The 21,373-nt window shown below is 61.5% G+C and carries 22 protein-coding genes and 1 tRNA gene; 6 read left to right on the forward strand and 17 right to left on the reverse strand.

What is annotated here, in order from left to right; translation table 11 throughout:
• Window positions 1-46: 46 nt before the first annotated feature.
• The 5 genes from pheS to ACMV8A_RS01480 all read left to right on the forward strand — a co-directional run bounded on the left by pheS (window position 47) and on the right by ACMV8A_RS01480 (window position 4,225).
• Window positions 47-1,039, forward strand: coding sequence for a phenylalanine--tRNA ligase subunit alpha (pheS, locus tag ACMV8A_RS01460; RefSeq protein WP_495324002.1), 993 nt, complete (start codon window positions 47-49; stop codon window positions 1,037-1,039).
• Window positions 1,036-3,414 (forward strand): phenylalanine--tRNA ligase subunit beta, encoded by a 2,379-nt coding sequence (gene pheT / locus ACMV8A_RS01465; RefSeq protein WP_495323939.1) that lies wholly within the window; start codon window positions 1,036-1,038, stop codon window positions 3,412-3,414. Before pheS ends, pheT begins: the two co-directional genes overlap by 4 nt.
• A gap of 12 nt (window positions 3,415-3,426) precedes the next feature.
• Entirely contained in the window at window positions 3,427-3,729 is a 303-nt protein-coding gene (gene ihfA / locus ACMV8A_RS01470) for an integration host factor subunit alpha (RefSeq protein WP_495323940.1), read from the forward strand.
• Complete coding sequence (locus ACMV8A_RS01475; RefSeq protein WP_495323941.1) at window positions 3,707-4,066, forward strand: MerR family transcriptional regulator; 360 nt, start codon at window positions 3,707-3,709, stop codon at window positions 4,064-4,066. Before ihfA ends, ACMV8A_RS01475 begins: the two co-directional genes overlap by 23 nt.
• 82 nt (window positions 4,067-4,148) lie before the next feature.
• Window positions 4,149-4,225 (forward strand) — tRNA-Pro (locus ACMV8A_RS01480).
• Between the two features lie 312 nt (window positions 4,226-4,537).
• Here the strand turns inward: ACMV8A_RS01480 and ACMV8A_RS01485 are convergent.
• A complete protein-coding gene (locus tag ACMV8A_RS01485; protein ID WP_495323942.1) occupies window positions 4,538-4,780 on the reverse strand; it encodes a ubiquitin family protein in 243 nt (80 codons plus the stop codon).
• A 117-nt stretch (window positions 4,781-4,897) separates the two neighbouring features.
• Between ACMV8A_RS01485 and ACMV8A_RS01490 the strand changes: the two genes are divergently transcribed.
• The gene (locus ACMV8A_RS01490; RefSeq protein ID WP_495323943.1) at window positions 4,898-5,584 is read left to right on the forward strand and encodes a Crp/Fnr family transcriptional regulator; all 687 of its coding nucleotides are present in this window, start codon (window positions 4,898-4,900) and stop codon (window positions 5,582-5,584) included.
• A gap of 50 nt (window positions 5,585-5,634) precedes the next feature.
• On the opposite strand, the gene ACMV8A_RS01495 is transcribed toward ACMV8A_RS01490, so the two are convergent.
• The 16 genes from ACMV8A_RS01495 to ACMV8A_RS01570 form a co-directional block, all read right to left on the reverse strand.
• On the reverse strand, window positions 5,635-7,176 hold the full coding sequence (locus ACMV8A_RS01495; protein WP_495323944.1) for a cytochrome D1 domain-containing protein: 1,542 nt from the start codon (window positions 7,174-7,176) through the stop codon (window positions 5,635-5,637).
• Window positions 7,173-8,345 (reverse strand): heme d1 biosynthesis radical SAM protein NirJ, encoded by a 1,173-nt coding sequence (gene nirJ, locus ACMV8A_RS01500; protein ID WP_495323945.1) that lies wholly within the window; start codon window positions 8,343-8,345, stop codon window positions 7,173-7,175. The genes ACMV8A_RS01495 and nirJ overlap by 4 nt, the downstream gene beginning before the upstream one ends.
• A gap of 4 nt (window positions 8,346-8,349) precedes the next feature.
• Window positions 8,350-8,859, reverse strand: coding sequence for a siroheme decarboxylase subunit beta (ahbB, locus tag ACMV8A_RS01505; protein WP_495323946.1), 510 nt, complete (start codon window positions 8,857-8,859; stop codon window positions 8,350-8,352).
• The gene (locus tag ACMV8A_RS01510; protein WP_495323947.1) at window positions 8,856-9,299 is read right to left on the reverse strand and encodes an Lrp/AsnC family transcriptional regulator; all 444 of its coding nucleotides are present in this window, start codon (window positions 9,297-9,299) and stop codon (window positions 8,856-8,858) included. The genes ahbB (ACMV8A_RS01505) and ACMV8A_RS01510 overlap by 4 nt, the downstream gene beginning before the upstream one ends.
• Entirely contained in the window at window positions 9,299-9,826 is a 528-nt protein-coding gene (gene ahbB / locus ACMV8A_RS01515; protein ID WP_495323948.1) for a siroheme decarboxylase subunit beta, read from the reverse strand. The genes ACMV8A_RS01510 and ahbB (ACMV8A_RS01515) overlap by 1 nt, the downstream gene beginning before the upstream one ends.
• Entirely contained in the window at window positions 9,823-10,305 is a 483-nt protein-coding gene (locus ACMV8A_RS01520; RefSeq protein ID WP_495323949.1) for an Lrp/AsnC family transcriptional regulator, read from the reverse strand. Before ACMV8A_RS01520 ends, ahbB (ACMV8A_RS01515) begins: the two co-directional genes overlap by 4 nt.
• Before the next feature lie 9 nt (window positions 10,306-10,314).
• Complete coding sequence (locus ACMV8A_RS01525) at window positions 10,315-11,487, reverse strand: cytochrome D1 domain-containing protein (RefSeq protein ID WP_495323950.1); 1,173 nt, start codon at window positions 11,485-11,487, stop codon at window positions 10,315-10,317.
• Window positions 11,477-11,821 carry a c-type cytochrome gene (locus ACMV8A_RS01530; RefSeq protein ID WP_495323951.1) on the reverse strand — a complete coding sequence of 115 codons (345 nt, stop codon included), beginning with the start codon at window positions 11,819-11,821 and terminating at the stop codon, window positions 11,477-11,479. The genes ACMV8A_RS01525 and ACMV8A_RS01530 overlap by 11 nt, the downstream gene beginning before the upstream one ends.
• The gene (locus ACMV8A_RS01535; protein ID WP_495323952.1) at window positions 11,818-12,150 is read right to left on the reverse strand and encodes a cupredoxin domain-containing protein; all 333 of its coding nucleotides are present in this window, start codon (window positions 12,148-12,150) and stop codon (window positions 11,818-11,820) included. Before ACMV8A_RS01535 ends, ACMV8A_RS01530 begins: the two co-directional genes overlap by 4 nt.
• Before the next feature lie 115 nt (window positions 12,151-12,265).
• Complete coding sequence (locus tag ACMV8A_RS01540; RefSeq protein ID WP_495323953.1) at window positions 12,266-13,978, reverse strand: NapC/NirT family cytochrome c; 1,713 nt, start codon at window positions 13,976-13,978, stop codon at window positions 12,266-12,268.
• A gap of 87 nt (window positions 13,979-14,065) precedes the next feature.
• Window positions 14,066-15,715, reverse strand: a complete 1,650-nt coding sequence (locus tag ACMV8A_RS01545; RefSeq protein WP_495323954.1) for a cytochrome D1 domain-containing protein — start codon at window positions 15,713-15,715, stop codon at window positions 14,066-14,068.
• Between the two features lie 213 nt (window positions 15,716-15,928).
• The gene (locus ACMV8A_RS01550) at window positions 15,929-16,573 is read right to left on the reverse strand and encodes a helix-turn-helix domain-containing protein (RefSeq protein WP_495323955.1); all 645 of its coding nucleotides are present in this window, start codon (window positions 16,571-16,573) and stop codon (window positions 15,929-15,931) included.
• Window positions 16,574-16,776: 203 nt separating this feature from the next.
• Window positions 16,777-17,988 (reverse strand): NnrS family protein, encoded by a 1,212-nt coding sequence (locus ACMV8A_RS01555; RefSeq protein WP_495323956.1) that lies wholly within the window; start codon window positions 17,986-17,988, stop codon window positions 16,777-16,779.
• 168 nt (window positions 17,989-18,156) lie between these two features.
• Window positions 18,157-19,986 carry a nitric oxide reductase activation protein NorD gene (locus ACMV8A_RS01560; protein WP_495323957.1) on the reverse strand — a complete coding sequence of 610 codons (1,830 nt, stop codon included), beginning with the start codon at window positions 19,984-19,986 and terminating at the stop codon, window positions 18,157-18,159.
• 16 nt (window positions 19,987-20,002) lie between these two features.
• On the reverse strand, window positions 20,003-20,974 hold the full coding sequence (locus ACMV8A_RS01565; protein ID WP_495323958.1) for a 4Fe-4S binding protein: 972 nt from the start codon (window positions 20,972-20,974) through the stop codon (window positions 20,003-20,005).
• Entirely contained in the window at window positions 20,967-21,368 is a 402-nt protein-coding gene (locus ACMV8A_RS01570) for a hypothetical protein (protein WP_495323959.1), read from the reverse strand. Before ACMV8A_RS01570 ends, ACMV8A_RS01565 begins: the two co-directional genes overlap by 8 nt.
• Between the last annotated feature and the right edge of the window lie 5 nt (window positions 21,369-21,373).

The following is a 21,373-nucleotide window of genomic DNA, read 5'->3' on the forward strand; positions in this document are numbered from 1 at the left end:
CGCAGACGGGGTGATGATCGTGCAGGACGAACTCCAGCAACAGGTGATGCAGGCGTGCGCAGCGGTAACAGCCGCCGCCGATCTGGCCGCGCTCGATCAGGTGCGCGTGCATTATCTGGGCAAAAAGGGTGTGCTCACCGAGCGCATGAAGCAGCTCGGCCAACTGGCGGCGGATGAGCGGCCCAAGGTCGGTGCACTGATCAATGCCGCGAAGGAGCAGGTGCAGCAGGCCATCGAGGCGCGCAAGGAGCATCTGCAAAATGCCGCCCTCGATACCAGGCTTGCCGCTGAGGCGGTGGATGTGACCCTGCCTGGTCGCGGTCAGCGCAGCGGCGGCCTGCATCCGGTGACGCGCGTGCTTTCGCGCATCGAAGCGCTGTTCACGCAGCTTGGCTTCACGGTGGCAGAAGGGCCGGAAGTGGAAGACGATTTCCACAACTTCGAAGCCCTGAATATTCCGGCTTCACACCCGGCGCGTGCCATGCACGATACCTTTTATTTCGACGCACGCACCTTGCTGCGCACGCACACCTCGCCGGTGCAGATCCGTGCCATGGAAAAGCAGCAGCCGCCGCTGCGCGTCATCGCGCCGGGGCGTGTGTATCGCTGCGACTATGATCAGACCCATTCGCCCATGTTCCATCAGGTGGAGGGGCTGCTGGTGGATGAGCAGGTGACCTTTGCCGACCTCAAGGGCATCCTCGACGACTTCCTGCGCAACTTCTTCGAGGGCGATTTCAAGGTGCGCTTCCGCCCGTCCTACTTTCCTTTCACCGAGCCGTCCGCCGAGGTGGACGTGCAGTGCGTGATGTGCGGCGGCAGCGGCTGTCGCTCGTGCAAGCACACCGGTTGGCTGGAGGTGGGCGGTTGCGGCATGGTGCATCCCAACGTGTTCAAGGCGGTGGGCATCGATAGTGAGCGCTACACCGGTTTTGCCTTCGGCATGGGTGTGGAACGCCTCGCCATGCTGCGCTATGGCGTCAATGACCTGCGTCTGTTCTTCGAGAACGACCTGCGCTTTCTGGAGCAGTTCCGATGAAATTCAGCGAACAGTGGTTGCGGGAGTGGGTGAATCCCGCGGTGGACAAGGACACCCTGTCGTCCCAGCTCACCATGGCGGGTCTCGAAGTGGACGCCATGGCGCCGGTGGCCGAGGACTTCAGTGGCGTGGTGGTGGGCGAGGTGTTGCGGGTGGAGCCGCACCCGGATGCCGACAAGCTGCGCGTATGCCAGGTGAACGTCGGCAGCGGCGAGCCGCTCAACATCGTGTGCGGCGCGGCCAATGTGCGTGCGGGCCTGCGTGTGCCGACGGCCACCATCGGCGCGGTGCTGCCCGGTGATTTCAAGATCAAGAAGTCCAAGCTGCGCGGCGTGGAGTCCTTCGGCATGCTGTGTTCGGCCAAGGAGCTGGGGCTGGCGGAAGTCTCGGAGGGGCTGCTGGAGCTGCCGCTGGATGCGCCGGTGGGGCGTGACCTGCGCGATTATCTGCAACTGGACGACGTCACCTTCGAACTGGGGTTGACACCGAACCGCGGCGATTGCCTGTCCATCGCCGGTGTCGCGCGTGAGGTGGGCGTGGTCAATCGTTGCGCAGTCAAGGCACCGCGCATCGAGGCGGTGGCCGCGGCCTGCGCCGATACCTTCCCGGTCAATGTGACGGCGCCGGCGGATTGCCCGCGTTATGTGGGGCGCGTCATACGCGGCATCAACCCGCAGGCCGCAACGCCCACTTGGATGGTGGAGCTCCTGCGCCGCAGCGATGTGCGCAGCCTCGGCGCTGCGGTGGATATCACCAACTATCTGCTGCTCGAACTGGGCCAGCCCATGCACGCCTTTGACCTGGCCAAGCTCAAGGGCGGTATCGAGGTGCGTCGTGCCCGGCCGGGCGAAACCCTCAGGCTGCTCAACGGCAGCACGGTGGAACTGGACGGCGAGACCCTGGTGATTGCCGACGGCAGCGGTGCGCAGGCCCTGGCCGGTGTGATGGGCGGTGCATCGACGTCGGTGGGTGAGGGCACCGTGGATATCTTCCTGGAGAGCGCCTTTTTCTCCCCAGAGGCCGTGGCCGGGCGTGCCCGCCGCTACGGTCTGCACACCGATTCCTCCCACCGTTTCGAGCGCGGCGTGTCACCGGCATTGCAGCGCGATGCCCTGGAACGTGCCACGGCGCTGTTCGTGCAAATCGCCGGCGGTATCCCCGGGCCGGTGATCGAGGTGATGCAGGAGCAATATCTGCCGCGACGTGAACCTATTGCCCTGCGTCAGGCACGGATCAAGCGCGTGCTCGGATTCGAACTCCCGGCGGCCGAGGTAAGCGATATCCTCACCCGCCTCGGCCTCAAGGTGGAGAGTGTCGGTGAGAACTGGCGCGTCACGCCGCCGGCCTGGCGTTTCGATATTGCCATCGAGGAGGACCTCATTGAGGAACTGGTGCGCATCCATGGCTACCATCAGCTGCCCAGCCGCCGTCCGGTGGCTGCCCTGCAAATGGGGGCGGTGGCCGAGGGGCAGGCGGAGCTGGCCCAGCTGCGTCGTCTACTGGTGACGCGTGGCTATCAGGAGGCGGTGACCTACAGTTTCGTGGCGCCGGAACTGCAAAAGTTACTCGATCCGATGCTGGAACCGCTGGCGCTGGCCAATCCCATCTCCGCCGAAATGGCGGTGATGCGCACCACGCTGTGGGCGGGACTGGTGCAGGCCTTGGTCTACAACGCCAATCGCCAGCAGGGGCGGGTGCGTCTGTTCGAGTCCGGGCTGCGCTTCCTGCCCGAGGCCTCCGGCCTGCGCCAGGAGCGGGTCATTGCCGGCCTGGTCTATGGCGACGCCCAGCCTGAACAGTGGGGTGAGGCGGCGCGCCCGGTCGATTTCTTCGATCTCAAGGCCGATGTGGAGGCTTTGCTGGCCCTGTCCGGCCTGGATGGAGTGGCACGTTTTGTCGCTGCTCCCCATCCTGCTCTGCATCCCGGGCAGTCGGCGCATATCGAGGCAAATGGCGTCAATTTGGGGTGGATAGGTGCTTTGCATCCGGTCGTAGTCGACAAGCTGGGCTTGGCCAGTACCGCGTTGGTGTTCGAACTGGCATTGGAACCGCTGCTGCAAGGCCGCTTGCCCCGCTTCCAGGAACTTTCCCGTTTTCCCGCAGTTCGGCGTGATATTGCTGTTGTTGTCGACAATTCGGTGCCTGTTGATGCGGTTATGGCGGCAATTCGCCAAGCGGCACCGGCTTCCATGCGGGAGTTAAAGTTGTTTGACTTATATACGGGCAAAGGCATTGATTCGGGTCGGAAAAGTCTCGCTTTGGGCTTGACCTTGCAGCACGATTCGCGCACCCTTACAGACTTCGAGGTGGATGCGGCGCTGGAGGCCATTCTGGCGGCGCTCAAGGCCGAACTGGGTGCAACCCTGAGAGATTGAGGTTAGCGGGAAATGGCGTTGACCAAAGCAGAAATCGCCGAACGCCTGTACGAGGAGCTTGGGCTGAACAAACGTGAGGCCAAGGAACTCGTGGAGATTTTCTTCGAGGAGATCCGTGGCGCGTTGCAGAACGGCGATCAGGTGAAACTGTCCGGCTTCGGCAATTTTGACTTGCGCGACAAGAAACAGCGCCCGGGACGTAACCCCAAGACCGGTGAGGAGATTCCCATCACCGCCCGCCGTGTGGTTACTTTCCGTCCGGGACAAAAACTGAAGGCGAGGGTTGAGGCTTATGCTGGAACCCAGCAACAATAACGAGCTGCCGCCCATTCCGGGCAAACGCTACTTCACCATTGGTGAGGTCAGCGAACTGTGCGACGTCAAGCCGCACGTCCTGCGCTATTGGGAGCAGGAATTTCCCCAATTGAAGCCGGTCAAGCGCCGCGGCAACCGCCGCTATTATCAGCGCCATGATGTCATCATGATCCGCCAGATCCGCGGCCTGCTCTATGAGCAGGGCTTCACCATCGGCGGTGCCCGTCAGCGTCTGGAGCAGGAAGCGACGCCTGAGCCGGGGGTCGCCGTAGAGCCGCATGTTCTGCATGCGCTGCGCGAAGAGCTCGAACAAATTCTGGCGATACTCAAGCGCTGACCCGTTCCTATCCATTGCGCACTGGTGTATGATTTGCGCCTTCCGCTCGGCGGGTCTTCTGTAGTTTCGGTTTTATCCCAATCGGGGCGTAGCGCAGCCTGGTAGCGCACTTGCATGGGGTGCAAGTGGTCGGAGGTTCAAATCCTCTCGCCCCGACCAATCCTGTATTTTCCGCAACACAACTCACTGTATCGTTTCGCAAACCTCCGCCCACAACGTGATTGTGGTTGACGCAGTCCATCCCTGGCCTGCGCCCTGCGGGCAGCCTGCGGCTGTCCCATTGTGCTCCCGGCACAACGGTCAAATCCTCTCGCCCCGACCGATACCTGTATTTTCCGCAACACAACTCACGGTGTTGTTTTGCAAACTGCTTTCTTTCTACTATTCCGAAAGCAGCGCGTCTCAGGTCTGATCCGTATTACGGATTACTTCGGAAACACCAGCCTGAGTCATCGCCATGATCTAACGGCACTAATGTGAACCGAGGCGAGCTTTCAATTCTGTACTGATGATCCCCAAGACGGACTCCAAACCGGCCATGCCGTCCGACAGATAGATCTCGGCGATCAGCAGGTTGCCCATGAGGTCATGGGGGATGGGCTGGGTGAGCACGATAGGTGTGCCGAACAGGCGTTCGGCTGCCGCGGCAGACTCCATGTAGTGCAGGACTTCATCGGGTTCCAGTATCCAGCAGCGATCTTGGTTCTGTTCCATGGTGGTAGTGCTCCGTCAGTCGTCAAAGGTGCCGCGGTGGAACCGCACTTATTCAGAGCTTCCTTAGCTCTTTAATCAGGCATTGCATCCAGAGGTCGCAGTTAGCATAATTGACGCATGGACCAGGCAATCATTGCAGATCAGGAACTGCGCTCTCATGCACTGTTCAATGGCTTGAACGATGCGGAGCTGGCGAAGATTAAAGATGGCATTCAGCTGGTGCATTTGGCTGAAGGGGAGCATCTGTTTACACAAGGTCAGCCGGCGGATCGTTTTTTCATGCTGCGCAGTGGCCAGGTGAAGTTGTACCGGCTTTCGCCTACCGGCAATGAGAAGGTAATCGAGATCATTCGCCCCGGCCAGTGTTTCGCCGAGGCCGTGATGTTCATGGACGGCCAGCGCTTTCCAGTGAGTGCGCAGGCGCTGGTGTCGGCGGAACTTTACGCGATTAACAGCCGCAATTTCCTCAGTGTATTGCGCGGTTCGGTGGATACCTGTTTCCGTGTGTTGGCCGATATGAGCGTGCGGCTACATCACCGCCTCAATGAGATCGATGCGCTGACTTTGCAGAATGCCACACTGCGTCTGGTCAATTATCTGGTGGGACAGGCGCCCAAGGATGCGGAGACGGAAGCCGAGGTGTCTCTGCCGGCGGCCAAGAACATCATCGCCTCACGCCTGTCGGTGCAGCCGGAGACCTTGTCCCGCATTCTGCACTCGCTCAGCGATCAGGGGCTGATCAGCGTCAAGGGCCTGAGCGTCCACATCCACGACCTGCAGAAGCTGCGCGCCTATTGCGAGTAAGCCACGCGGTGGACGCGCCTCGCTTATCGATCCTGCATGTCTATCTTTTGTTACCGGCTGGTACCGCGGCTGTAGGTGGTCTTGTTGTGCACGTTGTACTTGCCTGACGGTTTCTTCATGGGCAGGCGTTTCACCTCCTCCAGCGTGGCGGCGTCGTAGATCACCAGTGCGCCGTCCATCTCCCAGATACTGACCAGGGCATAGCGACCGTCGTTGGTGAATTCGACGTGGGCGGCAGTCTGGCCCGGTGCCGGGCGCAGGGTTTTTACGATCTCCAGACTCTGTTTGTCGATGACATGCATGGCGTCTTTGTGCGGACCGCTGAACACGTCCACCCAGGCGTAACGGCTGTTGTCGTGGCTGCGCATGAAGAAGCCGGGGCCGAGGGTATCGATGCGTTTGACGGTCTGCCAGCTTTTTAGGTCGATGATGCTGACCACGCCCTCCTTGATGTTGGGCGTGGCCAGCACTTCTCTCCCCTGGTGCTCGAAGGTAATGCCGGAACCGAGATGCGGCATGCCGGGCAGATCGAGGTCGGCGATCTTGCGCCCAAGATGCAGGTCCAGCACTTGGCCGCCACCGTCACGCGATGCACCGATGAGGTGCTCGTATTCGTGGTCGAAGAAGAAGTCGTCCAGATAGCCGTGGGTGGACATGCGCCGCAGCGGGAAGGAGCGTACCACCTCGTCGCTCTGTTCCTTGTGGAAGTCGTGCACCCAGCTGCCGAAGCCCGGCGGCGGCCGGTCGGCGTAGTTGATCTCCCATACCTCGGGAATGTCTTTCAGCGCGGCGATGAAGCTCTGGCGCGGCGGTGCGGTGTAGACCGCGCTGACCCGTGAGCTGGTGCCATCCCTGCCGGTGGTCTGCCACAGCTTCAGCGGTTGTAGTGTCTCTGCGTCCAGCAGTACCAGGCTGTGTGGCAGATAATTGGCCACCATCACATAGCGGCCGTCGGCGGAAACGGCGATGTTGCGGCTGTTGATGCCGGCGCGCACTTCGTTGATGAGGGTCAGGTTGTAGAGGTCGTATTTGCTCACCCATCCATCGCGCGAGCTGAGGTAGACGAACCGGCCATCCGGAGAATACTTGGGACCGCCGTGCAGGGCGTAGCGGGTGGGGAAGCGGTGGATGGCCTGGAACTTGTCACCGTCCAGCAGGGTGATGTGATGATCACCCAGTTCCACCACCAGGAACAGGTTCTGCATATTGGCCTGATAACGCGGCGTATCGGGCAGGTCTTTTCCCTGGGCATGTTGCAGGAGGCTGGCATTGATTTCCTCCATGCCCCAGCGCGGCATGGTGGGCGGCTCGGTGTAGATGAATTCCGCCAGGTTTTTGATTTCAGCCTCCGACAGGAGGTGACCGTAGCCGATCATCTGTGTAGCAGGGCGGCCATGGGCGATGACATCCATCGCCTCGGCCTTGCGCACGCGGCTCAGATTCTGCGGCAGCAGGGCCGGGCCGATACCGCCGAGGCGTTCGCCGCCGTGGCAGCTGGCGCAGTGCTCGCCGTACAGTTGTAATGTGGGGCGGGGCTGGGCCAGGAGGCCGCAGGAGATGAGCAGCAGTCCCAGGGGGAGCAGGTGTTTCATGAGCCGACCTTTCGCTGTGCAGCCACCGCAGTAACGAGGACTTCATCATCCTCCAGGTAACAGCCGGGATCTTCCGCCCACGGATTGCCGCTGGTCTGCTGGGCGCGTACCCGCGTGTTGCCGTTGCAGATACTCAGATGGCGGCACGCCGCACAGCGGCCTTGTACCGGGCGCGGCTGCTGCTTGAGACCGGCCATCAGCGGGTCACTGATATCCTGCCAAATCGCCGAAAAGGGACGCTCACGCACATTCCCCAGGGTGTGATGCCACCACATGGTATCGGGGTGGACGTTGCCGAGATTGTCGATGTTGGCGATGTTGATGCCGGATGAGTTGCCGCCCCACTGGGTCAGGCGCAGTTCCATCTCCGTTGCCCGTTCGGGGAAATGTTCGCGGACCCACATCAGGAAGTAGACGCCGTCGGCGTCGTTGTTGCCGGTGACGTATTCGCGGTATATGCCGCGCTGCTGTTCGCTCATGCAGCGCTCGAACAGCAGGTCCATGGCGGCGCGGGTGGCGCGGTGGTAAACATCATCGCGGCGGTTGCGGTTGCCGCGCCCGGCGTAGTTGAGGTGCGACAAATAGAATTTGTCGATCCCCTCCGTTTCCATCAGCTCCAGCAGTTGCGGCAGTTCGGCTGCGTTGTCCTGGGTCAGGGTGAAGCGCAGGCCCACTTTGATACCGTGCTCGCGGCACAGGCGGATGCCGTGCAGGGAGCGGGCAAAGGCACCGTCGAGGCGGCGGAAGCGATCATGGGTGGCCTCGATACCATCGAGACTGATGCCCACATAGTTGTAGCCGGCGGCGGCGATGGCGGCGATATTGCCTTCGTCGATGAGGGTGCCGTTGGTGGAGAGGCCGACATAAAAGCCCATCGCCTTGGCGCGTTGTGAGATATCGAAAATATCGGGCCGTAACAGCGGTTCGCCGCCGGAAAGGATCAGCACCGGGACATGAAAGCCCTTGAGGTCATCCAGTACGCTGTACACCTCGGTGGTGGATAACTCGCCGGCAAAGTCCTTGTCGGCCGAGGTGGCGTAGCAATGTTTGCAGGTCAGGTTGCAGCGGCGGACCAGATTCCAGATCACCACCGGCCCGGCGGGTTTGCGCGCCGGGGTGATGGGCGCGGGATGCAGGAGGTGATCCATGAACTGCGAGAGTCGGAACATGGCGTCATTCTCCGCGTGCGCCGAGTCGCAGCCCGGTCTTCTTCAGGATGCGTGTGCTGTACAGCACGGTATGGCCACGATCGTCGGGGCCCAGCAGACGGGCGATTTCTTCCACCTGGGCGTCGGTTTCATCGCGGCTGCGACCATGCACCATGGCAAACAGATTGTAGGGCCAGTCAGGCTGGTAGCGTGGACGGCGGTAGCAATGGCTGACGAAGGGCAGGGCGCCGAGCCTGGGCCCCAGGATATGGATGCGCTCATCCGGCACATCCCAGACGGTCATGCCGTTGAAGGTGTAGCCCAGGGCATAATGATTGGGCACCAGACCGATGCGGCGGATGATGCCGTTGGCCTGCATGCGGCGCAGCCGCTCCATCACCTCGTCGGCACTGATGCCGAGCTGCTCGGCCAGCACGTGATAGGGCTGCGGTGTCAATGGCAACCCCGACTGGGTGGCGACAATAAGCGCACGGTCGGTGGCGTCGGGCAAGGCGATGACAGTGGCGCTGCTCATACCGCAAATCTCAGGTTGAGGTAATACTCTTCCAGTTTTGGCATGTTGTAGACCGGATAGCCGCTCTCCGCCTCGATGGCGCGCAGCGTGTCCTGTAGCTCATCCATGGTTTCCGTGGCCAGCACGAACCACATGTTGAATTCGTGGGCGCGCTCGTAATTATGCGCCACCTCGGGGTGGGCGTTGACCAGGGCGGCGACGCGTTCCATCTCCTGCGGCGGGATGCGCATGGCGACCAGGCTGAGTGCCCCGCCGAGGCGTTCGGCATGGAACAGCGGGCCGAAGCGGCTGATGGTCTTTTGCTCGCGCAAGGAGGTCAGCCGCTGCAGCAATTCCTCCTCGCCGATGCCGAGCTGTGCTGCGGCAGCGGCATAGGGGCGGTCACAGATGGGGAAGCCATCCTGCAGCGCGTTGATGATGGCGCGATCGATGGCGTCCATTACGGAGCATTTCCTGCCGGTGCCGGGGCGTAGATCGCGCCGCGCTGTTTGAAGCGGCGGCGGCTGAACAGCACTTCATGCGGCACCTCGGTCAGCTGGCAATGCTGCTCGATGTGCCGCACCCGCTCCAGCACCGCGTCGCGATCCTGACCGTGGATCATGCAGAACAAATTGTACGGCCAGGCCGGCAGGCGGCGCGGGCGACGGTAGCACAGGGTGACGAAATCAAAGCGACCGATGCAGTGCCCCAGTTCGCTGACCTGTTCATCGGGAATATCCCACACCACCATGGCATTGGCGCGATAGCCCAGTTCGCGGTGGCGCACCACGACCCCCAGGCGCTTGATGGTGCCGTCGGCCAGCAGGGCGGCGAGGCGGTTGATGACCTCGCCCTCGCTGAGGCCGCACTGCCGGCCCAATTCGGCATAGGGGTGTGAAACCAGCGGCAGGCCATGCTGAATGGCGGCGACCAGGCGGTGATCGGCCGCGGTCAGGTGGTCGGGATGCATGCGCGGCAGTACGTTCATGTCCATTTCAGCTCGAACCCCAGGTCGATGTGAAAATCTTCCAGCATGGGCAGGGCCATGACGGCAATGCCGCTGCGCTGTTCGATGTCGCGCAGCACCTGCATCAACTGCGTGTCGTTGGCGGCGGTGGCGACGAACCACAGGTTGATGCGGTGCTCCCGTTCGTAATTGTGGTTGACCGCGTCGTATCCGCTCACCAGTGCAGCCACTTCTTCCAGCCGCTCCGGTGGGACCGCCATGGCGGCCAGGGTGCTGGCGCCGACGCGGTGGGTGCGGAACACGGCGCCTACCCGGCTCACGGCGCCAGCGCCTTGCAATTCCTGCAACGCGCTCAACACGGCCTCTTCAGTGGTGCCGAGCTGCGCTGCGATATCGGCGTAGGGTGTGGGCGAGAGCGGCAGGTGGTGCTGGAAATCATTGAGCAGGCGCCGCTCCAGGGTGCCCAGTTCCAGTGCTTCGCTGCGACGGCTGCGGTGCATGTCGTTCTCCTACAGGCCGATACGATGGGCGCGGGCAGTGAAGAAGATGCCACTGGGCTTGCGCGCCGGCAGGCTGCCGATGCGTTGCAAGGCGGTGGTGTCGTACACGTCGACCCGATCCTCGTCGCGTACCGACAGCCAGATGTGTTCACCGCGCGGCGTGAATTCCATGTGCAGCACGGCCTTGCCCGGTGTCAGCGTGGCAATGACCTGTTGTTTGACGGTGTCGACGACCTGCACGGTGTCGTTGTGGGGATGGGCGAAATTGATCCAAATCTGGCGCCCGTCGGGACGAGCCATGGCGAACACCGGCTGGCCGTGCAGAGGAACGCGACCGGCCTCCTGCCAGGTACGGCGATCCACGATGAGCAGTTCGTGGCGGCCGATGGCCGGCAGGTAGGCATGCTCTTCGCTCAGGGCCCAGCCTTCCAGGTGCGGCATTTTGTATACCGGCAGCGGCTGCTCGCCGCGACCGTAATTGTTGAGGATGCGCTGCACGCCGCGCTCGGGATGCCACAGGTCGAGCAGGGCGAGACCATCCTCGCCGAACAGGCCGGCGATGTAGTGGCGGCCATCCATGCTGACCAGGGCGTCGTAGGGGAGACGGCCGATGTCGCGGAATTTTTCTATCACCGGATGGCGCGCATCACGCAAATCGACGATCCAGATCTCACCGGCGTCATACAGGCTGAAGGCGAAGCGGTTGTCGGTGGAATCCTCCAGGCCGACCACCTTGGAAAACTTGCCGTCGCCGTAGGCGGCGGGGATGTCGGCCAGCAGTTCCAGCGTGTCGGCGTCGAACACCTTGACGCCGCCGGGCTGGTAGTTGGCGACGGCAACCAGGCGGCCGTCCTGGGAAATGGCGCCACCGATGCTGTTGCCCGACTGCATGACGCGGCCGGCGATGCGCTGGCGCAGCATGTCCACCTTGGTAAGAGCGCCGTCACGGCCGAAGACGTAGGCGTAGCGCTCGTCCCGCGAATACACCACCGAGGCGTGGGACAGATCACCCAGCCCCTCGATGCGTGCCAGCGTCGTGCGCTGGCTGCTCTCCACGATGAGCACACTGCCGTCGGCACGCTCGATGATGAGGCCCAGGTCACCGGTACCGCGCAGCGACGTGGCGCAGCCTCCCATCGACAACAGGAGCGGCAGCAGCAGGACGAGCAGATTACGGTGCATCAGGAACTCCTTTCATCAGCAGGGCGATCAGCCAGGCCACTTCCTCTTCGCTGAGCAGTCCGTGCCACGGTGGCATGGGGGTGCCGGCACGGCCGTACAACACGGTGGCCTCAAGGGTGGTGGCCGGTTTGCCGGCAAGGTTCTCGGGCAGCAACGCAGGACCCAGGCCGCCCTTCAGCGTCATGCCGTGGCAGGAGCCGCAATCGTGGCGCAGCAGGTGCAGCAACTCGTGTTGGCGCACGCCGGAGATCTCCGCGCTCGCCAGGGATGGGGCCGCTCCGCCGAGCAGCAGCACGGCACACAACAGGGCCAGGTAGGGCGCCGGCCGCATCATTCCACCACCCGGATCAGCCCGCGCATGTGGTCCATGTGCGGCTGGCAGACATAGGGGAAGTCGCCCACGGTATCGAATTTGCGTTCGTAGGTGTCTTCGGGAAAGAGGTATTCGCCGGGCTCCTCGCCGGCCTCGCGGAACCACACATTATGGAACTGGCGCTTTTCCATATTGATCCAGCGCACCGTGGAGCCGCGCTTGATGGTGACTTCTTCGGGGATGAACTTGTAGGCGAGGATTTCTATGGTCACCACGCGCTCATCAGCCGTGGCGCTAGTATTGGCCAGTAGCAGGATCAGGGTAAGGCTCAAGGAAGTCAGTCGACACATGACTACTACCTCTCTGGCCGGGTTGCCGTCATGGCAACCCGGCGTTTTATTCACATGACAGCAGAATGCTCCCCGCAGTCATGCGCCACCTTGATGGAAATCAATTTTAGCGGCATTACTGCCGTGTGGCATTGATCTCCGCCTCGGCATTGTCGAGGCCCAGTTTGTAGCCCAGCGACACATGATGGAAGCGTCCGCTGGTGTAATCATCATGGATGGCGAAGCCGATGTTGTAGAGCTGGCCGGCGCTCAGACTGAGATCGCCCGGAGTGGTGGAGGAGAGCTTGCGCTTCATGCTCACCACCCAGTTGCCACCCTGCTTTTCACCGACGAACTCTACGCCCTGACCACCGTTCATGACGCGATCAGCCAGGATGTAACCGTCTTCCGCCTTGCCGCTGCCGGCTTTGTAGCGCAACAGATCCATGAAGTGGCCGGCCTTCAACTCCGCCGCAATGTCGCCGTCACTCTTGCGCTTGTCCCAGCCGCCCAGCGGTGAGCTGCGGGCGGAAATCTCGGTACGGCTCTCGGCGATGTATTTGGTGACATTCTGTCCGGCCGGAGCATCGGGCATGCCGTTGGCATCGTGATGGCAGGTTCCCCAGCAGCCGGATTGGCCCGCTTCCTTCACTTCGTCGGTGGCGATCATCAGGGCCAGCTTGGTCGGGTTGTCCTTGTCCATCTTGCCGCCGTCGACAAAGGACACCGGCACATGGGCGGTGTCGGGCCAGGTGAAGCGCATGTACAGGTACTCGCCGTCGTGGGTGGCCTGAATCTGTACGGGCACGCCGGGGCGCTTGCCGGGGATGGGATGGTCTTCCGCCTTTTCGCCATTCACCATCTTCTTGCCCATGGCCTCCTGCTCACCCTCATGACAGGCGAAGCAGCGATCGCCGGCCCGGCTGTAGACGCGCGCACCGCCGTGCTGGCTGCCGGTCAGCGCCCATTCCATGGAGGTCTGCCCCGGATAGAACAGCATCACCTGGCGGTTGGATGCCTTGCTCCAGTCAACCTTGATGCCGGCCGATGCCTTGGCAGCGGGAGCGGCAGCCGGCTTGGCTGCGGGTGCGGCGGCGGCTGCTGCCACGGGTTCCGCTGCGGGTACCGGGGCCGCCGCGACCGGAGCGGGGGTCGGTGCCGGCGCGGCGGCAGCCGGGGCGGCCGGTGCCTCCATCTTGGCGCGGTAGGCAGCCCATTGCGGCGGCAGCTCACGCTTGTAGGCTGGGTTGGATTTTTCCAGTATTTCAACCTCTTCATCGCTCAGCAGGTCATGCGTCTTCTTGTGCGCAATGCCTTTGTGACAGTCGATGCAGGTTTGGCCCTGTTCCATGGCAAAGACATGCTGCTTGGCGGAGCGCTGTTTCTGGTTTTCGGGATTCATGGAATCCCAGTCATGACAGTTACGGCACTCACGGGAATCGGTATCTTTCATCGCCTTCCAGACGTTGCGCGCCAGGCGCAGGCGATGCTGATCGAATTTTTCCGGCGTATCAATGGTGCCTAGTACCTTGTGCAGCACCTCATTGCTGGCCTGGATCTTACGTACCACCTTGTGCACCCAGGGGTCGGGGACATGGCAGTCGGAGCAGGTGGCACGTACGCCGCTGCGATTGGTGTAGTGCACGGTATGCGTATATTCCTGGTAGACGTTCTGCTCCATCTCATGGCAGGAGATGCAGAAGGTCATGGTGTTGGTAGCTTCCATCATGGTATTGAAGCCGCCCCAGAAGATGACGCCGACCACCATGAAGAACAGTGCCGCGCCGATGGTTGCACCGAACAGCACTTTGCGCGCAAAGAAGGGATTTTTTTGCTTTAAGTTGTCCATTTTCGACTTCCCCCGGACGTAGGCACAGATTCGCGGCAGAAAAAAGGCGGGATGATTTCTCATCCCGCCTTCCTAACGCTTACACCATCAGGTCACATGGTTGCTGCGGTTGTGCACGTTGAACTTGCCGGTCGGTGCGTAGAGGCCCTTGATCCTCTTCTTCTCCTGCAGGGTCTTGGCATCGAACACCACGATCTCGCCGTTGTCGGTCTTGGAGTCCTTGCGGTTCCATACCGAGGCCCACACTTCGCTGCCGTCGGCGTTGAACTCGAAGTGCACCGCGACGTAGCCTTCAATGTTGGTCAGACGGATGGTCTTGGCGACCTTGCCGGTCTTCTTGTCGATGACCTTGACCGACTGCTGTACTTCCGGCTCCGGATGCAGGGTCTGATCAACCCACACGTAGTCGCTCTTCGGGTGGGTACGCACGAACAGGCCCGGACCGTCGGTTGGCGTTTCGTAGCAGATCTTCCACGCCTTGTCCTTGTTCTTGGCCGGATCATTGCCCCACACGGTCAGCTTGCCGACACCGAGGTGCGGGGTGCCGCCGACCGGCCCACACTTGGGATCGATCCAGTTGGCGCCGGGACCCGGATGCGGACGCTTGTCCACATCGATCATCGCCTCCAGCTTGCGGGTCTTGGTGTCGATGACCACCATCTTGTCGGAGGCGTTGGCCGCGATCTGGAAGTAGCGGCCGGTCGGGTCGAAGAAGCCGTCATGCAGGAACTTGGCGTTATCGATCTGCTCGATGCGCAGGTTGTTGATATCGCTATAGTCCACCTGCCAGGTCTGGCCCAGCTCCTTCATGTTGATGAGCCAGGTGGGCGCCAGTGGGGTGTCATAGATGGCGGCGACGCGGGATTCGTTGACGTACTGGCCGTCAACGTTGACACCGCGGGCGGAGACGACCTTGAGCGGATCCAGGGTCTTGGCATCCATGATGACGAAGTGCGGCGGCCAGTAGCCGCCACCGACGACGTACTTGCCATCACCGGAAACGGCGATGTCGCGGGCGTCATAGGCGATCTGGGTTTCGGCTACCAACATCTTGTCCGGGGTCTGCCACAGGTCGATCTTGGTGACCTTGCCGTCGCGGCCCATGGTGTACCAGAAACGGCCAATATCCTTCGGATTATCCGGTTTGACGACCTTGTTCTTTTCCAGGGCTTTCAACACGTGTACGGCATAGCCGGTGGGGATGTGGGTCACGACCTCATGCTTGTCGCCGTCGATGACGGCCACCTTGCCGACGTCACGCTCGATGACGACGAAGAAGTTTTCCCAGTTGCGGCCGTGCAGCGGTTTGGTCGGATAGTCCTTGAGGGGGACATGGACCTTGGTGCGCTTTTTCATCTCGGCCAGCGACATTTCGGGCGGAATCGGCGGCTCCATCTGGATGTAGGTCGCCATCAGTTTGATTTCTTCTTTGGTCATGATGCCATCGAAGTTGTTCATGCCACCTTCGGTACCGAAGGCGATGATACGTTCCAGGCGCTGCTGTCCCAGCTTCTGCGTTTCCTTCGGTTCGAGGTTCTTGCCGGTGGCACCCTTGCGAAGCACGCCGTGACAGCCGGCGCACTGCTGGAAGTACAGCAGCTTGGCGCGTTCGAAATCGGCCTCTGCCATGGTGGGCGCCTGTGCAGCGGCCTGGCCACTGAATGTGGCGGTACTGCCGACAATCAGTGCGGAAAGTACGGCTGAGTAGGTCTTGCTTAGCTTCAGTTTCCTTGACATGGTTGTTGCCCCCTGCGGGTTGTGGAAAGTCCGTGACAAAAAGTCCTCGTTTGTTCTGTGACTTTTTTACTCAGCTAAAAGACCTACAGCCTTGATGTGTATCAATTGGATCAATAAAAAATTTTATTGCCTGCAAACTCCTTGATATGACTAGCACAGGACGGGGAAATAATCATGACATTGCGCAATTAATATGCGGATTTTGCACATACATCACGTTGCGTTGATGTTGTTGAGCCCGGCGATAACGCGAATTGCGTCAATGTCGCGCAACTCCACATGACGGCCATGCACCTCCAGCAGTTCCATGGACTGGAAACGCTGAAACATGCGGCTGACGGTTTCCACGGCCAGGCCCAGATAGTTGGCGATGTCATGGCGCGACATGGGTAGCTTGAAGCGCAGGCTGGGTAGTTCGTGCTCGGCAAAACGGGATGACAGGCTGAGCAGGAAAGTGGCAGTGCGCTGTTCTGCGTTTTGCGCCCCCATCAACAGGGGAACCCATTGATCCTGGCGCGCACGCCGGCTCAGGGCGACGATCAGTTGTTGCTGAAACTCACCAAGGCGCTCACCCAACAGCTCCAGCTTGGAGAAATCGAGCCGGCAGACACTGCCCGACTCCAGGGCCTCGACCGAGTGGGGATAGACGCCTTCACTCAGCCCCTCCAATCCCATCAGTTCGCCGGGAAAGTAAAAGTCGATGATCTGCTGTTCACCGTTGGCCATGGTGACATAGGTTTTGAACGAGCCGGATTTGACGGCATAGATTTCACCGAAGGGGGTGCCGGCATTGATCAGCGTGGCGCCGACGCCAACAGGCTCGCGCCGCCCAACGATTTCATCAATGAGATCAGGCACCGGTGCATCGAGCCCCGCGACCTGGCACATCCCGTATAGCCCACAGGATTCACATTCGACCACATTGTTCTTGCGGCGCGAGGAGCCGCGCGGTGTGGGACAGCAGTTATCTCGCTCTTTGGTGTGCATGGTGGTGTTCCTCACGGGGTGAAGGAGGTGGGGCGCGGTGGCTTTGCTGGTGCTGTGATGATCGCTCATGCAGGTCAGCCCGGTTTTCCGTCCAGCCGTGGACGCAGGTAGATAACGGCATATTTGACGGACCACAGCGTGGCGATGATCAGCCAGGCGAGTGCCGCCAACAGGTTGAAGTGGGGGCCGAGGGGCAGTTCGGCGACAATTCGCAATATTGCGACACCAGACAGTCCCCAGAACAATACCCAGGTAGTGGTATCGGCCTTCAGTTCACGGCCGGAGTGGCCCAGCGTGACGCGACTGGCCATGGCCAGCGTGATGGATAACAGAAATCCGATGGCGATGGCGTGCAAGGGCGCGCGGCCCAGCACGGGCCCGAATTTGAAAAATAATGCCAGACTGTTGATTACATAGAGGATCAGCGCGATGGACAGCCAGGCATAGGCCACATGCAGGATGGCGAGCAGGCGTACCTCGAATGAACGGCGTAACTGCCACTTGACGCTATGCAGGATGGCCAGCAGCAGCAGGGGGATGTCTACGGCCCATAGCCAGCGTGTCAGCATGAAGCTCTCCAGCAGGCCGTGCAGCGCGAGCAGTGCCAGCATCGGTAGCAGGGTTATCCTGGGCTGATAGATCTGATAGTCGCGCAGCACGCTGACGCTGAAGAAGGGCAGCATGCGGTGGGCGACGGTCACGGCGATGGGGAGAAGAAACCACCACAGCCCAGCCTGCATGGATAGCTGCAGCCAAAATCCATTACCGCTGACCAGCCAGATCAGATAGGACATTACGCCCATTGCGCCGCCGATAAGGGCGACGTTGAGGCATGTCTCATAGAACTTGTCTTTGGCTGGTGCGTGGCGATAGACCTGCCATAGGGAATACAGCGCGACGACAAATCCGGCCAGCAGCAATACACTGCCGGCGATGGCAAGCGTGCGGAATGAAAACAGGCCGCAATAGAACAGCACGACGCCGCCAGCCAGCAGCAGAAATGCCGTTTGATAGCGGGAGACAGGAATTGGTTCGCCACTCATCCAGCGCGGATAGGTGGTCATCAGGAAACCGAAGATAAAAAATGGGAACAGGGTGTAAAGCATCAAAAAGGCGTGGGCGAAGATGCCGGGTATCGTCGTCGCCGGCGCATTCCACGCGCCGGTGTAGCGTCCGGTCAGTTCAATACCCCAGTACAGCAACACGGCGACGAGTTGCACGGCGCCGCCAAACATCATCATCCGGTGTGGTGCGGCGCTAAAGGTCTTCCAGAAGGTGCCTGCCATGGTGATTCCCAATCAAATCGGTCGTCATTTTTTAGCAGGCCTCGGTTGCACGGGCTTTGACATAGGTCAAACCCTGATGCCTGGAGGAGAAAAAGCAATTATCGATAGGTAATGGCGCGCCAAGGACATCAATGTCGGTGAATGTGCTTATTTGCTCATGTGTACTGGCTAGTTGCCGGTCAGTCGTGCATAGAGCAGCGGTAGCTGCTGCGGCAGTTCATCCGGCCGGCGGATGACCACGTAGTTGCCGGGGCCAAACAGGTGGGGCAGGTAATCTCCGGCCTTCTGATCGATGGTGACGCAGAAGGGGTGTAAGCCCTGCTGGCGCGCCTCGTGCAAGGCCTGGCGTGTATCTTCGATGCCATAACGGCCCTCATAATGGTCGAGGTCATTGGGTTTGCCGTCGGTGAGCAGCAGCAGCAATTGGCGCCCGGCATGCTGTGTTTCCAGCAATCGACTGGCCTGGCGCAGCGCAGCCCCCATACGGGTGTAATAGCCGGGACGGATGGCCTGGATGCGCCCGCGTATGGCACCGTCATAGCGTTCATCGAAGGCCTTGAGGGTATGGAAGCGCACATGCTCACGCCGGCGCGAGGAAAAGCCGTACATGGCGAAACGATCCCCGGCGGCCGATAGCGCCTCGGCGAACAGAAACAGGCTGTCGCGGATGACATCGATGATCTTTTGTTCGTTGTTGACCGCCGCGTCGGTGGACAGGGACAGGTCGGCGAGTAACAGGCAGGCCAGGTCACGCTGGTTGTTGCGGAAATCACGATATAGTCCCTGTTCGTGGATGGGATGTCCGCTGTGACGGGCGACGGCATAGTCCAGCCAGGCCGATAGGTCCATCTCACTGCCATCCGGCTGGGCGCGCAGCCAGGTGCGGTTTTGCGTCAGCGCCTCGAACTGGCGGCGCAGGTGATGGGCGGTGCGGCGCAGGTGTGGGGGTAGGTCCTGCGTCGTTGCATCGCGTGCCAGCATGGGTTGCAAACGGCAATAGTCGCGGCGCAGCTCGCGGCGACGGTAGTCCCATTCGGGCAACAGGATGTCGCCTTCGAGTTGATGGTCATCGTATTCACTGGAGGGCAGGTCCAGGTCGAAACGCAGTCGGCTGGCCACGGTGCGCTTGTTGCGGGTAATACTCAATGTTTCCATCTCGGCGGCCACACTGGCGCCGTCCTCATCCTCCTCCGTTTCCCGGTTGACGTTGACGAATTCGCCCCAGGTGAGGATATTTTCCATACGTAACGCGATCATGCCCGCCTCGCGTTCCGTGGCATCCACGCGTTCGCCGTGGCGTTTGCGCGTTTCACCGTCGCGGGTCTTGCCGTCGCCTTCATCGGCATCGTCGTCCTGATTGCCGCCGACGGCGTGTTGCAGCGGAGGCGAGGGGTGCAGCCACAGATAGACCGGTTGCGGGGCGCGGCGTGCCGGCGGCAGTGTCGCCACACTACCGGGGTCGCGCAGCGCCTGCTGAATCGCCAGCTCCTGCGCGGTCTCATCGGCGCTCAGTTCCGTCGTGGTGGGGCGTAACGCCAGTTGTGCCGCACACAGCCGGGCGTAGCGTGGCTTCATGCCGGGATAGCGGTTCAGAACCCGCATGGTCAGTACCTGGTTGCGCGCCAGCCAGGGGCGCGGCAGGTTGCGCTCATCGTCGGCGCAGGCGGCCAGTGTCGCCAGCCATAGATAGAGATCACGGTTGAGGCTGCGTTCGGCGAACAGTGCCACCTGGCCCGGCAGGCGCAAGGTTTCGCCATCACGCCAGGCCAGTTCAACGTTGCTGCCGCTGCCGGCGATTCGCTGCAACCAGCGGCGGCGCGCACCGTGCTCGGTTGCTGTGGCCGTCTCCACGCGCAGTCCGCCGTCGCCACCGAGGGCGCGAAACAGCACGCCCACCGTGGTGCGCATTTCGTCCAGGGTAACCGCCGCCTCCGCGTGGCTTTGATCCGCCGCGCGGGAGATGAGCTTGTGCCACAGTTTGCCGACGAGTTCTTCCATAGGATGCGCTCGATGCTCAAGGTTTGTCGTGCGGGCCCGTATCGTGATGCTTGGCATCACCTGACAGATGTTTGCCAAAGTCACGCGCCGATACATCCAGTGCGTTCTCGTCACTCACCCATTTCAACAGTGGCCCCTGCGGATTGTCTGTCTGCACCTGATCGCAGGCCTGCAGGCAGCGGGCGCATTGAGTGCAGGTAAACATATGGCGTTTGGTGGATCGTGGCTTGAGGCGCATGGGGCAGGCGTTGTCGCAGGCAGCATTGCAGTCGATGCAGGCATCGACCCGGTCACGCTCGAAGCCGACCACCATGGCGCGCTTGTTACCCATCCAGGCCAGACTCTGGAACAGACCCACGGCACAGCCGAAACGGCAGAACAGGTGGCGTGCCAGCAGAAACTCGATCATGAATACGATGGTCGCGGCGGTAAGAAAGATGAACTGAAAGCGGGTCAGCTCGCCGCGCCACAGATTGGCGTAGACCTCGAACGGTGGCCACAGGTAGGTGAGCAGGGACAGTGCCCACAGGAAGGCGAAGCCGACTACGGCGAGGCCCACCGCCAGCCAGTAGGCGGGATTGAGCGGCAGACGACGGCCATCGGGCAGCTCTTCAGGCAGCTCATGCCGTTCCCACAGGGTGGGTCGGCCGAAGGCGCGGCGCATCAGCGCATTGATGGCTTCCACTACGGAGAAGTGCGGGCACAGCCAGCCACAGTAGAGGCGGCCATATTTCCAGGACACCCATACCCCGGTGCCGATGATCAGGGCGATGGGCAGAAAGCCGCGCAGCAGCAGGTTGGCGACGGCATGACCGGTTCCCGTCTCGCCGCGCAGGAACGGATCCAGTCCCAGCGTCCAGTATTGACCGAACAGAATGAAATGCCCCAGTTTGAGGTCAAGGCGGAAGATGTCGAGCGGCGGCGCCAGCACGAACAGGGCGAAGAAGGCGATGCGCGCCCACAGGCGCAGCGATTGCAGCTTATGCATCGCAACGCACCCCAAACAGGGGATAGCGCCACTGCTTGCCGGCCATGGCCTTGGCCAGGCCCATCATGCCGAGCAGGATCAGCGTGCTGTGTCCGGCGGTGAAATAGATGATCACATACATCCACACATGGGCCGATTGCCAGCCTCCGCCGATAAGTATCAGGGCGTTGACACAGAGCAGGATCACACCGGCCCACAGACTGGCCGCGACGGTTTGGCGCAGATGGCAGCGGGCGAGGGCGGGGCTGGTGCGGTGATGACGGAAATAGAGCCAGAGCAGGGCGAGAAAGCAGACACCGGGCAACAGCAGCAGGTTGGCGAGATAGAGACTCTCGGCCATCACGGCGATACCCTGGCCGGGCGGCGCCGCATCTGCCTGGGGGGTGCTGTTCATGATGT

This window comes from Sulfurivermis sp., from assembly GCF_059410345.1.

Bases quoted from the DNA above. Each gene is read 5' to 3' on its own strand.
- pheS (WP_495324002.1), top strand. From the start codon at position 47: ATGCAGGCGTGCGCAGCGGTAACAGCCGCCGCCGATCTGGCCGCGCTC.
- ACMV8A_RS01570 (WP_495323959.1), bottom strand. From the start codon at position 21,368: ATGAACAGCACCCCCCAGGCAGATGCGGCGCCGCCCGGCCAGGGTATC.
- pheT (WP_495323939.1), top strand. From the start codon at position 1,036: ATGAAATTCAGCGAACAGTGGTTGCGGGAGTGGGTGAATCCCGCGGTG.
- ACMV8A_RS01490 (WP_495323943.1), top strand. From the start codon at position 4,898: ATGGACCAGGCAATCATTGCAGATCAGGAACTGCGCTCTCATGCACTG.
- ACMV8A_RS01485 (WP_495323942.1), bottom strand. From the start codon at position 4,780: ATGGAACAGAACCAAGATCGCTGCTGGATACTGGAACCCGATGAAGTC.
- ACMV8A_RS01520 (WP_495323949.1), bottom strand. From the start codon at position 10,305: ATGCACCGCAGCCGTCGCAGCGAAGCACTGGAACTGGGCACCCTGGAG.
- ACMV8A_RS01560 (WP_495323957.1), bottom strand. From the start codon at position 19,986: ATGGAAGAACTCGTCGGCAAACTGTGGCACAAGCTCATCTCCCGCGCG.
- ihfA (WP_495323940.1), top strand. From the start codon at position 3,427: ATGGCGTTGACCAAAGCAGAAATCGCCGAACGCCTGTACGAGGAGCTT.
- ACMV8A_RS01535 (WP_495323952.1), bottom strand. From the start codon at position 12,150: ATGTGTCGACTGACTTCCTTGAGCCTTACCCTGATCCTGCTACTGGCC.
- ACMV8A_RS01540 (WP_495323953.1), bottom strand. From the start codon at position 13,978: ATGGACAACTTAAAGCAAAAAAATCCCTTCTTTGCGCGCAAAGTGCTG.
- ACMV8A_RS01565 (WP_495323958.1), bottom strand. From the start codon at position 20,974: ATGCATAAGCTGCAATCGCTGCGCCTGTGGGCGCGCATCGCCTTCTTC.
- ACMV8A_RS01510 (WP_495323947.1), bottom strand. From the start codon at position 9,299: ATGGACGCCATCGATCGCGCCATCATCAACGCGCTGCAGGATGGCTTC.
- ACMV8A_RS01530 (WP_495323951.1), bottom strand. From the start codon at position 11,821: ATGATGCGGCCGGCGCCCTACCTGGCCCTGTTGTGTGCCGTGCTGCTG.
- ACMV8A_RS01475 (WP_495323941.1), top strand. From the start codon at position 3,707: ATGCTGGAACCCAGCAACAATAACGAGCTGCCGCCCATTCCGGGCAAA.
- ACMV8A_RS01555 (WP_495323956.1), bottom strand. From the start codon at position 17,988: ATGGCAGGCACCTTCTGGAAGACCTTTAGCGCCGCACCACACCGGATG.
- ACMV8A_RS01545 (WP_495323954.1), bottom strand. From the start codon at position 15,715: ATGTCAAGGAAACTGAAGCTAAGCAAGACCTACTCAGCCGTACTTTCC.
- ahbB (WP_495323946.1), bottom strand. From the start codon at position 8,859: ATGAGCAGCGCCACTGTCATCGCCTTGCCCGACGCCACCGACCGTGCG.
- nirJ (WP_495323945.1), bottom strand. From the start codon at position 8,345: ATGTTCCGACTCTCGCAGTTCATGGATCACCTCCTGCATCCCGCGCCC.
- ACMV8A_RS01525 (WP_495323950.1), bottom strand. From the start codon at position 11,487: ATGCACCGTAATCTGCTCGTCCTGCTGCTGCCGCTCCTGTTGTCGATG.
- ahbB (WP_495323948.1), bottom strand. From the start codon at position 9,826: ATGAACGTACTGCCGCGCATGCATCCCGACCACCTGACCGCGGCCGAT.
- ACMV8A_RS01495 (WP_495323944.1), bottom strand. From the start codon at position 7,176: ATGAAACACCTGCTCCCCCTGGGACTGCTGCTCATCTCCTGCGGCCTC.